The 14154-nt window shown below is 62.1% G+C and carries 15 protein-coding genes; 9 read left to right on the top strand and 6 right to left on the bottom strand.

The window, feature by feature from the left end; all coding sequences use genetic code 11:
- The 3 genes from pqqC to pqqA all read right to left on the bottom strand — a co-directional run bounded on the left by pqqC (position 1) and on the right by pqqA (position 1913).
- Positions 1-771, bottom strand: a complete 771-nt coding sequence (pqqC, locus tag AB8A23_RS26395) for a pyrroloquinoline-quinone synthase PqqC (protein ID WP_439060449.1) — start codon at positions 769-771, stop codon at positions 1-3.
- A gap of 32 nt (positions 772-803) precedes the next feature.
- Entirely contained in the window at positions 804-1733 is a 930-nt protein-coding gene (pqqB, locus tag AB8A23_RS26390; RefSeq protein WP_175367304.1) for a pyrroloquinoline quinone biosynthesis protein PqqB, read from the bottom strand.
- A gap of 99 nt (positions 1734-1832) precedes the next feature.
- Entirely contained in the window at positions 1833-1913 is an 81-nt protein-coding gene (gene pqqA / locus AB8A23_RS26385) for a pyrroloquinoline quinone precursor peptide PqqA (protein ID WP_089267584.1), read from the bottom strand.
- A gap of 291 nt (positions 1914-2204) precedes the next feature.
- On the opposite strand from pqqA, the gene AB8A23_RS26380 reads away from it, so the two are divergent.
- The 9 genes from AB8A23_RS26380 (at position 2205) to AB8A23_RS26340 (ending at position 10402) form a co-directional block, all read left to right on the top strand.
- Complete coding sequence (locus tag AB8A23_RS26380; RefSeq protein ID WP_089267437.1) at positions 2205-2462, top strand: DUF6894 family protein; 258 nt, start codon at positions 2205-2207, stop codon at positions 2460-2462.
- 257 nt (positions 2463-2719) lie between these two features.
- Entirely contained in the window at positions 2720-4111 is a 1392-nt protein-coding gene (locus tag AB8A23_RS26375; protein ID WP_439057639.1) for a PQQ-dependent sugar dehydrogenase, read from the top strand.
- 194 nt (positions 4112-4305) lie between these two features.
- On the top strand, positions 4306-4872 hold the full coding sequence (locus AB8A23_RS26370; RefSeq protein WP_439057640.1) for a c-type cytochrome: 567 nt from the start codon (positions 4306-4308) through the stop codon (positions 4870-4872).
- Positions 4873-5662: 790 nt separating this feature from the next.
- Positions 5663-7066 carry an amidase family protein gene (locus AB8A23_RS26365; protein ID WP_439057641.1) on the top strand — a complete coding sequence of 468 codons (1404 nt, stop codon included), beginning with the start codon at positions 5663-5665 and terminating at the stop codon, positions 7064-7066.
- Positions 7067-7080: 14 nt separating this feature from the next.
- The gene (locus tag AB8A23_RS26360) at positions 7081-7557 is read left to right on the top strand and encodes a glutathione peroxidase (protein ID WP_439057642.1); all 477 of its coding nucleotides are present in this window, start codon (positions 7081-7083) and stop codon (positions 7555-7557) included.
- Positions 7554-7808 (top strand): DUF3297 family protein, encoded by a 255-nt coding sequence (locus tag AB8A23_RS26355; RefSeq protein WP_089267433.1) that lies wholly within the window; start codon positions 7554-7556, stop codon positions 7806-7808. The genes AB8A23_RS26360 and AB8A23_RS26355 overlap by 4 nt, the downstream gene beginning before the upstream one ends.
- A gap of 197 nt (positions 7809-8005) precedes the next feature.
- Entirely contained in the window at positions 8006-8848 is an 843-nt protein-coding gene (locus AB8A23_RS26350; RefSeq protein WP_244528451.1) for an ABC transporter ATP-binding protein, read from the top strand.
- Positions 8848-9630 (top strand): ABC transporter permease, encoded by a 783-nt coding sequence (locus tag AB8A23_RS26345; RefSeq protein ID WP_439057643.1) that lies wholly within the window; start codon positions 8848-8850, stop codon positions 9628-9630. The genes AB8A23_RS26350 and AB8A23_RS26345 overlap by 1 nt, the downstream gene beginning before the upstream one ends.
- Positions 9631-9637: 7 nt before the next feature.
- Positions 9638-10402 (top strand): ABC transporter permease, encoded by a 765-nt coding sequence (locus AB8A23_RS26340; protein WP_439057644.1) that lies wholly within the window; start codon positions 9638-9640, stop codon positions 10400-10402.
- A 141-nt stretch (positions 10403-10543) separates the two neighbouring features.
- Here AB8A23_RS26340 and AB8A23_RS26335 read toward each other — a convergent pair whose 3' ends face one another.
- The 3 genes from AB8A23_RS26335 to AB8A23_RS26325 are packed head-to-tail and all read right to left on the bottom strand — an operon-like array spanning position 10544 to position 14153.
- The gene (locus AB8A23_RS26335) at positions 10544-11527 is read right to left on the bottom strand and encodes a 3-hydroxybutyryl-CoA dehydrogenase (RefSeq protein ID WP_439057645.1); all 984 of its coding nucleotides are present in this window, start codon (positions 11525-11527) and stop codon (positions 10544-10546) included.
- A complete protein-coding gene (locus tag AB8A23_RS26330; protein WP_439057646.1) occupies positions 11524-12618 on the bottom strand; it encodes an NAD/NADP octopine/nopaline dehydrogenase family protein in 1095 nt (364 codons plus the stop codon). Before AB8A23_RS26330 ends, AB8A23_RS26335 begins: the two co-directional genes overlap by 4 nt.
- Entirely contained in the window at positions 12615-14153 is a 1539-nt protein-coding gene (locus tag AB8A23_RS26325; protein WP_439057647.1) for a class I adenylate-forming enzyme family protein, read from the bottom strand. Before AB8A23_RS26325 ends, AB8A23_RS26330 begins: the two co-directional genes overlap by 4 nt.
- Between the last annotated feature and the right edge of the window lies 1 nt (position 14154).

Raw genomic sequence — 14154 nt, 5'->3', positions numbered from 1 at the left:
TTACTTGGCCGGGACGAACGCGCCCGGCGGCACATAGCCGTCCACATAGGCATGATACAGCGCATCGAGCTGCACCCACAACACATTGGTCTTGAAGATCAGTGCATTGCAAACCGCGCGGCGCTCGGCCGGGGTGTTGGCGTGCTGCTTGACGTAATCCAGCGCAAAGCCGGCATCGCGCGGCGCCTGGGTCAGGCGGCGGCTGAAATAGCTCATGATGTCCGGATTGACGAAGTCATAATGCTTCAGCATGCCGGAAATGCGTTCTTCATGCAGGTTAGGGGCGAACAGTTCCGTCAGCGACGAGGCAATGGCCTCGAGCGGCGTCTTGTCGCGCACGAAATGCACATAGGCCTCCACGGCGAAACGCGTCGCCGGCAGGATGCCTTCGGTGGATTCCACATAGGCTGAGTCGAGGCCAAGCCCTTCGGTCAGCTTCAGCCAGCGCTCGATACCGCCTTCGGCGCCGGTATCACCGTCGTGATCCTCGATGCGGTGCCGCCATTCCACGCGTGTCGCCCGGTCGCGGAAGCGCGAGATCACCACGGCGTCCTTGATGGGGATCGTGCTCTGGTAATAGTAGCGGTTCAGCGCCCAGGCCTGCACCTGGCCCTTGTTGAGCTTGCCGCCGTGCAACAATTTATGAAACGGATGCAGGCTGTGATAGCGCGTCGCGCCGATATGGCGCAGCGTCTCTTCGAGTTGCGCGGCATTCTCCAGCGGCACGCCTGGCGAAATCGAATAGGCGGAAATGGCGTTGGCGCCGATCATGTTTGCACTTGTCATGGTAGCACCTGGGGCGTTCACAGCGTGATCTCCATGCCATTGCCGGGGATTTGCCAGCCGGCGGTGGTCAATGCGGCGCGCTCGGTGGAATCATGCAGCAGCGCCGGGTTCGAATTGTTGATGTGCAGAAAGAACTTTCTGGCGATGCCGGCATCGGCCAGTTCGCTGATCGCGCCATCCGTGCCGGACATCGACAGATGCCCCATGCTCTGGCCGGTCTTATGGCCCAATCCTGCGGCGATCAATTCGTCGTCGCGCCACACGGTGCCGTCGAAGAACACCAGCGGGGCGCCGGAGATGCGCGTCTTCAGTTCGGGCGTCACCCGCGCGCAGGCCGCAATGAAATAGAAATGCTTGCCGGTGGCCTTCTCGGCAATCCGCAGACCCAGCGTATCGCCGTCGCCATCCTCACCGGCCGGATGTGCCTGGCCTTCGAGATACCACGCGCTTTTGCCGGGCACGACGAAAGGCAGCACCTCCAGGCCGGACGGCGCGCCGTCCTGCAGCTTCGGTTCGAAAGACGTATCAATCTCGATGGCGTCGCGGCGCACGTTCTTGTCCGAGAGCACGTTGAAAATGCTGTTGGCTTTCAGGATCGCCAGCACACGTGTGTGCGCATAGATTGTAAATGGCGAACCTTCCCGCATCGACAAGAGCCCGGCCACCGCATCGACCTCGCCATTGGTGAGGATCACGCCCGCGATCGGCGAGTGTCTGACATGATCGGGGTGGGGGTGAAGCTGGGGCGTATCGGTGACCTGTTGTCGCAGGTCGGGCGAGGCATTGATCAGGAACCAGTTGGCATTGTCGGCCGACACCGCGATCGAGGCCTGACCGCTCCGCAAGTCTGGCCGCTCATCGCGCGCCGCACGACAAATCCGGCATCCGCAATTCCACTGCGGAACACCGCCGCCGGCCGCGGCTCCAAGAACGACAACACGCAACATGAGATCGCCCTGAATCCCGGCCAATTAGCGTCTCGTAAAAAGACGCGGGGCGCCTGTCGTCGACGAAGGCGCCCCCAAAACTTAGCTTGAGCTCAAGTCTTACTTGCGCGCCGCGCAGGCGTACATGTTGATTTCCATGCCGACTGCAACTTCGACGATCTTCGGTGCTTTCCAGGCCATATTTCTCTCCCGCTTATCTGCAGTCAGGTACTGCATAACCATAACTCTATTCCCTGCTCAAAGGTTCGCCAACAACTTCGTCATCACAATGTGAAGCGATAGGGGTACAATATGCGTGCAATGCACAATCGGTTGCGCTGCAACATTGCAATGGCGAGAACGTTCCATAGATAGCGAAGGCCTTTGGTTGAAAGGCATTGATTCGTACTCAGCCCGCCGCATCTTCCGGGATATTCGCGTGGTCTGAGGTCTTCTGCGTCCGCGCCCAAGCCGAGTGCCAAGAGAATTGCCATGCCGCTTTATTTCTTCAACACACGCATCAACGACGAGCTGGTGGTCGATCCCGAAGGCGAGGAGCTGCGGGATCCCGATCATGCCTGGGATGTGGCGCGGTCGATGATCCTGCAATTGCTGCGCTCCGAGGGCACGCCGAGCGATCTGCTCAAAGCGGTGCTTGAGGTGACGGACAAGGACGGCGAGATCGTGCTTGAATTTCCGTTCACCGAAGCACTGCTCGATGCCACCGATGAGTCCGCAACGCGGCACTAGAGCGTTGTCGAGCGAAGTGGGCACTGGTTCGCGTCAAGAAAACGCGTCAATACACAACGCTAGAGCCTCGGTTCTAACTCTATCAGAACCGAAAAGGCTTTAGCCGATTGCGGGAATCCGCACAGGCTTGCTCGCGCGTGATGTTTTGATTGCGCAGCGACATAAAAATATCCAACAGTGCGATCCGGAAAGCCTCGGGGGCGGCGCATCTCATGCGCTGCGAGCAGAGAAGGCTTCCGTAAAAAGGGGAGAGATCCATGAGTGTCTACACGTCCGCGCGCCGGGCATTGCTTGCCGGTGCGTTCATCGGTGTCTTTACAAGCGGCGCTTTTGCCCAGCAGTCCGATACATCACCTGCAACACCGGCTCCTGCAGCCACGCCAAGTGCAGCTCCAAGTGCAGCGCCTGCTGCTCCCGCAGCGGCTCCTGCACCGGCACCAGCCGCCCCGCAGGCTGCCGCTCCGGCACCTGCAGCAGCGCCAGTCGCTGCCGCGGCGCCTGCGCTGCCGCCCGGCTCGCCGCTGATCGGCCGTCCCGATGGCGCTGCCGCAGCCAAGCTCGCGCCCGTCGCGCCGCCGCCGATTCCGTCCGCCGCCGACAAGCTGCCGACTGCGAAGCTGAAGGTGCCCGCGGGCTTCAATATCGAGGTTTACGCCGCCGGCATGGCCAATGCGCGCTCGATGCGCGAAGGCGACAAGGGCACGGTCTTTGTGGGGTCGCGCCTCGTCGACAAGGTCTACGCGGTCATCAACAATGACGGCAAGCGCCAGGTGAAGGTGCTGGCCTCCGGCCTCTATCGCCCGAACGGTCTCGCCTTCAAGGACGGCACGCTCTACATCGCCGAACTGTCGAAGATCTCGAAGATCGACAAGGTGGAAGACAATCTCGAAAATCCGCCGAAGCCGACCATGATCTACGACAACCTGCCGAAGGACGAAGCCCATGGCTGGAAGTTCATCGGCATCGGCCCGGACAACAAGCTCTATGTGCCGGTCGGCCAACCCGGCAACAATGTGCTGCATGACGAGGCCCATGGCCAGATCCGCCGCATGAATCTCGATGGCACCGGCGCCGAGATCTATGTGAAGGGCGTCCGCAACACCGTCGGCTTCGACTGGAATCCGACCACCAAGCAGATGTACTTCACCGACAACGGCCGCGACTGGATGTCGGAAGCGGTGCCGGAAGATGAACTCAACCGTGTCACCAAGGCGGGTGAAAACTTCGGCGCGCCATATTGCCTGCAGGGCAATATCCTCGATCCGGAATTCGGCTGGGGCAAGTCCTGCGCCGACTACACCGCGCCGGTCGGCCTGCTCGGGTCGCATACGGCGGCATTGGGCATGCGGTTCTACACCGGCAAGATGTTCCCGGCCGCCTACAAGGATGCGATCTTCATCGCGCGCCATGGCTCCTGGAACAAGACTCAGAAGCTCGGCGGAGACGTCGTTGTCGCGAAGCTGAACAAGGACGGCACGGTGAAGTCCGTCGAGCCGTTCCTCACCGGCTTCATCGAGGACAACAAATATGTCGGCCGCCCCGTCGACGTGCTGCAGATGAAGGACGGATCGCTGCTGGTCTCCGACGACTGGAACGGCGCGATCTATCGCATCACCTATGGCAAGCAGAAGGTGGCGGGCGCGAAGTGACGACGTTTTCTCACCTCTCCCCGCTTGCGGGGAGAGGTCGACTGCAACGCGCGAAGCGCGTGAAAGTCGGGTGAGGGGGACTCTCCACTTGCTCCGAGCGCGGTGAGAGTCCCCCTCATCCTCACCTTCTCCCCGCAAGCGGGGAGAAGGAATTCGCCACGCCGGAGTTTCAGTATTCAGAAAGTTCAAAGCCGATGCGCCCGTTTGCCGTCATCGTAGCTCTTTTTCTCTCGACGTCCCCACTCTTCGCCGCCGAACCCATCACCGAGCGGGCCGCGCCGTGCCTCGGTTGTCACGGCGAGAAGGGTGTCTCCGCAACCGAGAACACGCCGTCGCTCGGCGCGCAGCAGCCGGCTTATTCCCTGATCCAGATCTACATGTTTCGCGAGAAGCTCCGCATCGCAGAGCCGATGAACGACATGGTGAAGGATTTCACCGATGATGACCTGCGCCTGTTCTCGGATTATCTCGCCACGCTGCCGAAGCCTGTCGCACTGGAAGCGGGCGATCCTGCGCGAATGCAGGCTGCGAAAGCGCTGACATCGCAATTCCGCTGCGATAGCTGCCACAACGCGGACTTCTCCGGCCGCGACAATATCCCGCGCATTGCCAACCAGCGCGAGGACTACCTCGCCAAGACCATGCGCGAATACAAGGACAACTCCCGCCACGGTTACGATGCCACCATGGCCGATGTGATGCAGTCGATCTCCGAAGCGCAGATCGTGGAGCTGGCTTATTTTCTCGCAAGGGTGAAGTGACGTCGCGCGGGCTCACCCGCGCGACGTCATTCCGGGGCAGGCCGGGCCGCACAGCGGACCGGAATGAGCCCGGAATCCCGACATGTTCAGCTCCCGCTGTCATTCCGGGGCGCGCGCAAAGATGCGCGCACGCCCCGGAATGACAGTTTTTTTGGGGGGGGAGACGTCATTAAACATTTTTTCCTATTTCTTATTGACAATATCCCGACGTGGATTATTTTCCCCTTCGTCCGGCCCCGATGAGAGGGGCGAGCGCGATCGTCACGTTCGCGGGGCTGGATGCGGTGGACGCCGGAGATGCGGCGTTACGCGGTTTGGGGGTGACGTCTGTCTTCGGGCAGGACGGATCTGCGCCAGCACTGCCACTGGCAAGGAGACGGCCGACCTTCGGATGGAAAGACTCCTGGACAGTGTGACGGACGACCAAGTCAAAACGCGTTCGGCTTACTCGCTTGAGGCTACCCTGTCCCTCCGCCCTGGGACATTAATTTTGGTGATGGGACCGTTCGCCATGGCAGATGTGCAGGCAACCGAAAAAACACCGTATGCGGAACGTCGGGCACTTGCTCGGCGCCTCCGAAAGTCCTGATGCACTCTAGATTGCGGAAGACCGCATTCGCATCAGGCCCAAGGGTGCAACGGGCACCCGGCGTTCCGCACGCCCTCTCGATTGAGGGTGGGAAGGAATGCTCATAGCTCGGACGCTTCGGCGCCGCGAGACTGCGAAATCGTACCTGATTGGCAATCTCCGGCCGCCTGCGTTAACAAGCGACAAGCAATGGAGCACTGCATGAACGATCTCTGGCGCCTGTCGGCAACTGACCTCTCCGCACTCATTCGCGACCGCAAGGTGTCCGCCAAGGAGGCGACGGTGGCTGGCCTCGCACGGCTCGATGCTGTGAACCCTGCCATCAATGCCGTGGTCGACCATCGACCCAATGAGGCGCTGGCACGGGCGGATGCGGTCGATGCGGCGATTGCGCGCGGCGACGATGTCGGCCCGCTCGGCGGCGTGCCCATCACCGTCAAAGTGAATATCGACTACGCGACCTATCCGACATCGAATGGCGTGAAGATCCAGAACGAGATCATCGCCAAGACCAACAGCCCGGTGATCGACAATCTGCTGAAGGCTGGCGCCGTCATCATCGGCCGCACCAATTGCCCGGCATTTTCCTATCGCTGGTTCACCACCAATCAGCTCTATGGCGATACCAAAAACCCGCGCGATCCCTCGCTGACGCCGGGCGGATCATCAGGCGGCGCAGGCAGCGCGGTCGCCGCCGGCATCGGTCATATCGCTCATGGTACCGACATCGCGGGCTCGATCCGCTATCCCGCTTATGCCTGCGGCGTGCACGGTCTGCGTCCGACCGTCGGCCGCATCGCCGCCTATAATCAGGCGCTGCCCGAGCGCATCATTTCCGGCCAGATCACCGCGGTGTCCGGCCCGCTGGCGCGCACCATCAACGATGTCCGTCTTGGCCTCGCCGCGATGTCGCAGCCCGACGCGCGCGATCCCTGGTGGGTGCCGGCGCCGCTCGAAGGACCGACGCGCGAGAAGCGCGCCGCCATGTGCCTGCGGCCCGACGGGCTTGCCATCACCGCCGATGTCGAGGCCGCCGTGCGCGATGCCGGCAAGCGGCTGGAGCGGGCAGGGTGGGTCGTCGAGGAAGTCGAGAACACGCCGGCCCTGCGCGAGGCCGCCGCATTGCAGACGCAGCTCTGGTTCGGCGATGGCTATCAGGGCATGCTGGATGCGGCCGAACGCGAGGGCGATCCCGCAGCACTGGTCTGTCTGCGCGGGCAGAAGGACAAGCTCAAGGACTTCGAGAACGGCGGCCTGTCGCGTGCGCTGGTGCGCCGCTCGACCTTCGTGCGCGACTGGGAGCTGTTCCTGCAGACCTACAGCGTGGTGCTGATGCCGATGTCCGGCGAACTGCCGTTCCCGGATCATCTGGATATGCAGGGCCAGGAATCGTTCGATCGCGTCTGGGCCGCCCAGATGCCACAAATTGGAATTCCCTTCATGGGCCTGCCGGCGCTCAGCGTCGCCACAGGCCTCGTCGGCCGTGCGCCGACCGGCGTGCAGGTCGTCGCCGGCCGTTACCGCGAGGATCTCTGTCTGCTGGCCGGCGAAGCCATCGAGGCCGGCGGTACCCCGCCGATGCCTTGCGCCCCCGTGACGGCCTGAGAGGGATCAGTGCGATGACCGGCATCTCCGATTTTTCTGCGAACGCACTGACAGGTGAGCCTGTCGCGCTCAAGCAGTTCGAAGGAAAGGTGCTGCTGATCGTCAACACCGCCAGCGCCTGCGGATTCACGCCGCAATATGCCGGGCTGGAGAAGCTGCAGCAGGATTTTGCGCCGCGCGGATTTTCCGTGCTGGGCTTTCCCTGCAACCAGTTCGGCGCGCAGGAGCCGGGCGACGCCAAGGCGATCGAGAGCTTCTGCGAGGCCAATTACCACATCACCTTCCCACTGTTTGAGAAGATCGACGTGAATGGCGCCGGGGCGCATCCATTGTATAATTACCTGAAATCTGAAAAGTCCGGATTGCTGGGTTCGGGGATCAAATGGAATTTTACCAAATTCCTGATCGACCGTTCCGGACGGGTCGTCGAGCGTTTTGCGCCGACCGCCAAACCTGAATCACTGCGAGAGAAAATCGAGGCGCTGCTATGACCGACAACACCAATGCATCAGCCGATCTGCCTGATCGCCTGTCCACCGATCCGCGAAGCCCGTTCTACAATGCCGAAGTGCTGCAGCGCGATGTCGGCATTCGCTTCAAGGGTGCCGAGAAGACCAATGTCGAGGAATATTGCGTCAGCGAAGGCTGGGTGAAGGTGCCCGCCGGTGCGGCAAAGGACCGGTACGGCAATCCGCTGCTGATCAAGCTGACCGGCTCTGTTGAGCCGTATTTCCGCGACTAACGCCACGAAAGCGCCGAAAGCCCTGCTGCGGGAAGCTGACCTGTTCGCAGCAGGCGTTGACTAGCAAAAAGGCGTTGCCCGCATAAATTTGAAGCTTAAAGTAATTGCAGTTTCCGGCTACGCTGCGTCCGTCAGCATGATGGACACAGTCGGGCCGTCGTGATTGCAATGCGTGCATGGCAAATGAAGGACCGGGAATGCAGGTGGTGTCGCTACGTTCGGACGCTCACGCCGAGTCGGAACCGGTTTCCGGCCGCAAACCCGCTTCAGCCATGATCGAAATCGAGCACGTCTCGCAGCGCTTTCAGACCTCCGGCAAGCAAAGCCATCTGGCGCTGTCGGATATCAACCTCACCATCGAAGATGGCGCCTTCGTCTCGATCCTCGGACCATCAGGCTGCGGCAAGTCGACCTTGCTCTATATCGTCGGCGGCTTCGTGCAGCCGACCGATGGCGTCGCCAAGGTGAAGGGCAAGGCGATCACGGGACCGGGTCCTGATCGCGGTCCGGTGTTTCAGGAATTCGCGCTGTTTCCGTGGAAGAACGTGCTCGGCAATGTCATGTATGGCATGCGCCAGCAGGGCATGAAGAAAGCTGAAGCCGAAACGCGCGGCCGCAAGCTGCTCGAGATGGTCGGCCTGAAGGGCTACGAGAATTTCTATCCGAAAGAACTCTCCGGCGGCATGAAGCAGCGCGTCGCGATCGCGCGCACGCTGGCCTACGATCCCGCCGTGCTGCTGATGGACGAGCCGTTCGGCGCGCTCGATGCGCATACCCGCACGCGGCTGCAGAACGATCTACTCGACATCTGGGATACGCAGCGCAAGACGGTGCTGTTCGTCACCCATTCGGTCGAGGAAGCCGTTTATCTCTCCGACAAGGTGATCGTGATGTCGCGCTCGCCGGGCAGCATCAAGGAGATCGTCGATATCGATCTGCCGCGGCCGCGCAAGCGTGCGGATCTGCTGCTCGACGCACGGTTCCAGAAATACATCGTCGATATCGAGAAGATGATCGACGACGGCAAGGACCATCTGTGATGACCGTGCGCGGGGTGCTCAAGACACTTTCGCCATTGTTCGCCTGTATCGGCTTGCTGTGTGTCTGGCAGATTGCTTCGCTGCTGCTGGATACCGAAAGCTTCCCAACGGCTCTGGAGTCGATCAAGGCCATTCCGTCGATCCTCGGGGACAAGGGATCGCTGCTGAACATTCTCGATTCCATCCGTCGTATGGCCATCGGCCTCGTGCTCGCAGTGATGTTTGCGATCCCGCTCGGTCTGCTGATGGGGCGCATCAAGGCCGTAGCATCGTTCTTCAATCCGCTGATGATGATCATCTATCCGGTGCCGAAAGCGGCGCTGATGCCCATCATCATGCTGTGGATGGGCGTTGGCGACGTCTCCAAGATCCTCGTCATCTTCCTCGGCGTCTCGCTGCCGATTATCTATCACGCCTTCCAGGGCTCCAAAGCCGTCGAAGAAAAGATGCTGTGGTCGGGGGCGGCGATGGGTATGTCCGCGCCGATGCGCATGCTCCGCATCGTGTTGCCCGCAGCACTGCCTGAAATTCTCACGGGTTGCCGCACGGGTCTGGTGCTGGCGCTGATCACCATGATCACCTCCGAGATGATCGCGCGCCAGTCCGGCGCCGGCAACATCCTGTTCAACTCGCTCGACATGGCGCAGTACGACACGGTGTTTGCGATGATCCTGATCATCGGCGCCATGGGCATCATCTTCGATGCGGCCTTCGAGAAGCTTCGCCTGTCGCTGGTGCGCTGGTCGCAGCCGCGCGACGACATGCCTCTCAGCTTCACGTGAGCGCAACATGAACCAGACCCGCATCAATTCGGCTCTGCTGGGCATCACGCCGATCGTGCTGTTTCTGGCACTCTGGCAGTCGCTGATCTCGTTCGGCTTCGCGCCAACGAGCTTGCTGCCGCCACCGGGCGCCGTGTTCGGCAAGCTGGCGAAGGACTTCTTCAACGGCGACTTTCTGCACGACATCGCCGCCACATTGATCCGGCTGTTTGCCGGCTTCGGCATTGCCGTGGTCGTCGGCGTATTCATAGGTCTCGCGGCGGCAGTTAGTCCGGCTGTGAATGCCGTGGTCAAGCCGCTGGTGCGCGTGCTGGCGCCGATCCCGAAGATCGCGCTGTATCCGGCGCTGCTGCTGATCCTCGGCTTCGACCATGCCTCCAAGATCACGCTGGTCACCGCCGACGCGCTGTTTCCGATCCTGCTGTCGACCTATTACGGTGCGTCGATGGTCGAGCAGAAGCTGATCTGGTCGGCAATGGCCGCGGGCACGCCGCGCTGGCAGATCCTGTTCAAGGTCGTGCTGCCGGCCGCAATGCCGTCGATCCTGACGGGCTGCCGCATCGGCCTCGTGATCTCCTGCATCGTGGTATTCCTCGCCGAGATGATCACCTCGACCGACGGCCTCGGTCACATGCTAGTGCAGGCCGCGCGCACGTTCCAGACCGTGGACATGTTCGTGCCGCTGATCATGATCTCGATGCTGGGCCTGATCCTGAACAGCCTGCTACACTGGCTGCGCAGCTATCTGCTGCGGGGCTTTCCGGAAGTGTGAGGTCGGCTCAGCCGTCGAACTCATCTGCCAATGTTCGTCATGGCCGGGCTTGACCCGGCCATCCAACTATCTTCGGCGTTTGCGGCAAAGATGAATGCCCGGGTCAAGCCCGGGCATGACGAGAGAGTAGAGCGCGGTGTCTCAAAGCACCGGCGGCTTCTGCAACTGGAAGTGCTTCAGCAGATCCACGAATGCCGATAGCCGTCCCTCGCGATAGGCATCGACATCGAGCCCCTCATAATTGAGGAAACCTTCGCCCGTCTTGAGGCCGATGCGGCCTTCGGCCATGTTGCGGCCGACGATCTCCGGCGACGCGTAGCGGTCGTTGTTCAGCGCGCCGGTGAGATACTTGCTGGCGTAATACAGGATATCGCCGCCGCCCCAATCGACGAATTCCAAGAGGCCCAGCACCGCGAAGCGGAAGCCGAAGCCGTATTTGATCGCCTTGTCGATATCCTCAGGGCTGGCAACGCCTTCTTCGACCATGCGCGCGGCTTCATTCATGGCCATCGCCTGGATACGCGGCACGATATAGCCGGGCGTCGCGGCGCAAACTACGGGGACCTTGCCGATGCCTTCGAGCATTTCCTTCACCCGCGCGGTGATCGCCGGATCGGTCTTGGCGCCCGGCGAGACCTCGACCAGTGGCACGAGATAGGCCGGGTTCAGCCAGTGCGCATTGAGGAAGCGCTCGGGATGGTCGACGGCGCTGGAGATGTCGTCGACGAGGATGGTCGATGTGGTCGACGCGATGATCGGCGAGGGGCCTGCGAGTTGTGAGGCGCGCGCCAGCGCCTCACGCTTCTGGTCGAGCACTTCAGGCACGCCTTCGAATATGATGGCGGAACTGCTGAGCGCAGCACCGGCATCAGCTTCCGGAACGACGTTGACGCGTGACACCAGCGTCTCGATGTCGGCCTCTTTCAACAGACCGAAGCGCGCCATGCTGGCAAAGGTCTTGCGGATCTCGCCGAGCGCCTCAAGCTCCAGTGCCTTGAATTTATCCGCCTCGCGCGCCTTGAAGTCGACGATCGCGACATGGTGGCCCGCGTACGCAAAGGCGACGGCAATGCCGCGGCCCATGCGGCCCGCGCCAAGACATGCGATGGCGGCACGGGCGCTCATGCGGCAAAGCCTTCGCGCAGTAGCTTCAGCAGCGCGGCCTGATCGAGATCGCCGAAGCCGAGGCTTGCGAGCGTGCGGCCACCCTGCAGGAAGTTCTCGCCGCAGATCGCGCCGCCGATGGCGAGGAAGGCTTTGACCAGCGGTGTCTCGACGCCCGCGAGCGTGGCGCAGGACAGGAAGAACGACAGGCCCGTGCGTAGATCCTCGCGCATGTAGCGGTGCTCGGTGAGCACGATGTGCTCGCGCCAGTCACCGCTGTCGGTGAGACGATCATGCGAGCCGCGGCCATACATCCACTCTTCGCCTTCCTTGGCGTAGTGATCCGCCAGCGGGAAATGCGCGCCGTTGTAGCCAAAGGCCTTGCGGATGGCGATGCGCTCGGCGTCGAGCGCGTCGGTGACGCGGCGGATCGCGGGCTGCGTACCTTCCTTGTGAATGTCCCAGGTCGGAAAATGCTCAAGAGGGCCGGCATTCATCACGATGAGCGGCGGATGGATGATCGGCCCGGCATTCATCAGTGCGCCCGACAGTGCGTCACCACACGGCTCGATGACGCCGGGGAAGGCCTTGTCGATGACTTTGCAGGCATAGTCCATCATGTGGAGCGGGAACACGCCGGTCGGCAGCCGCTTGGCGCGGATGGTGATGGCGACCTCGAACGGGCCGTGCTTACGCGCGAGCCAGGGCAGTGTACCGGTTTCCGCAAAGGCGACCTTGGCCGTGTTGCCGGCGTCATGTGCGGCCTTGGCAAAGATCATCGAGCCGAAGGTCGCCGGCGGCAGATAGACGACCTGACCATCCTTGAGATACGGCGCGATCCGTTTGGCGATATCAGGCTGCGCAAAGGCGGGTGCGGGGCACAGGATCAGTTCGACGTCCTTGATCGCTTCCGCAATGTCCGTCGTTACCAGCGTCAATTGCGTATCGTGCGTGCCCTGCGCATTCTTGACCTTGATGCGCGAGCCGGCCTTGTTGTGCGCGGCGACAGCCTCGGCGTCGCGGCGCCACAGGCGGACGTCATGGCCCTGCAGTGCGAAATCACCCGCGGCTGCGAACGAACCGTTGCCGCCACCCAATACTGCGATCTTCAATTGGTCTCTCCGTCGCTCGGCGTTGCCGCCTGAACCTGCTTCAGTTTGAAATGCTGCACCTTGCCAAGCGCGGTGCGCGGCAGGTCTGTGACGAACACGATGTCGCGCGGCTGCTTGTAGCGGGCGAGCTGCGCGAGAACATGGGCCTTCAGTGTCTCGGCGGTCACGCTGCAATTCGGCCGCAGCAGCACATAGGCGACTGGTACTTCCTGCCATTTCGGATCTGGCACACCGACGACGCCGCAATCGGCGACATCGGGATGTTCGAGCAGCACGCGTTCGACTTCGGCGGGATAGACATTCTCGCCGCCGGAAATAATCATGTTCTTCTTGCGGTCGTGGACCCAGAAATAGCCGTCATCGTCGCGCGTGCCGATATCGCCGGTGCGATACCAGCCGTCATGTAGTGCCTCGCGCGTCGCGCCCTCGTTGCCCCAATATTCGTAGAACACGTTCGGGCCGCGCACCGCGATCTCGCCGGTGGCAGTGGCAGGCAGCTCGTTGCCGTCGTCGTCGATGATGATGGCTTCGCAGCACAGGCCGGGCAAACCCGTCGATCCCGTACGCGACAGGTCGCCGCCCAGCCGCGTATAGACCGCGATTGGACAGGTCTCGGTTGAACCATAGACCTGCAGCACGGGAATGCCGCGCGCTGTCAGGCGTTCGATCAGATGCGGCGGCACGATGCTGGAGCCGGTGGATACGGCCTTGAGGCAGGACGCGTCGGTCGCAGCCCAGGCGGGATGCTCGCTCATGGCCTGAATGATCGCGGGTACCCAAACGGTCAGGGTGGGTCGCTCCCGCGTGATCGCTTCCAGCGTGGAGTCGGGTGTGAAGCGCGCATGGATTGTTACGGTAGCGCCGTGATGCAGCGCCGGCGTGGTCTGGATGTTGAGGCCGCCGACATGGAAGAAGGGCAGCACGGTCAGGACATGATCGTCTGACGTGAGGCCATGCATGTGCTGGCTCATCACGCCGTTCCACAGCAGCGCTTCCTGGCGCAGCACGGCGCCTTTCGGGCGGCCTGTAGTGCCTGACGTGTAGACGATCAGCAGCGGGCAGGAGAGGTCGGTATGCGGATTGCGGCCATCTCCGGAAGCGCGGGACAGCAGTGTGTCGAATGTCTGGCCGGGGGCATCAGGCGCGAAATCGAACGCGATCACGCGCGTATCCGGCAAGTCCTTCGCAAGCGACGGGAGGATGGCCGCAAAGCTTTCCTCGAGCACCAGCACCTTCACCGAGGCGTCAGACAGGATGAAGAGCTGCTCGGCGACCGCGAGGCGCCAGTTCAGCGGCACCATGATCGCGCCGAGGCGGGCGCAGGCATAGAGCAGGACCAGATAGTCTGGCCGGTTCATGCTCAGGATCGCGACGCGATCACCGCGACTAACGCCGCATTCCGTCTTCAGTGCCTTCGCCGTCGCCTCGATCCGCGCGTTGAACACGGCATAGCTGAGTGTCTTGCCCTCGAAATGAATCGCGGGCTTGTCCGGCGTGAATGCGGCGTTGCGGGCGATGAGGCTGGAGAGATCCACG

It is taken from the genome of Tardiphaga sp. 619_E2_N8_4 (genome assembly GCF_051810905.1).
Classification (GTDB): domain Bacteria; phylum Pseudomonadota; class Alphaproteobacteria; order Rhizobiales; family Xanthobacteraceae; genus Tardiphaga; species Tardiphaga robiniae.
The sequence above is the reverse complement of the archived record's forward strand: the minus strand, read 5'-3'. Positions and strand labels throughout refer to the sequence as shown.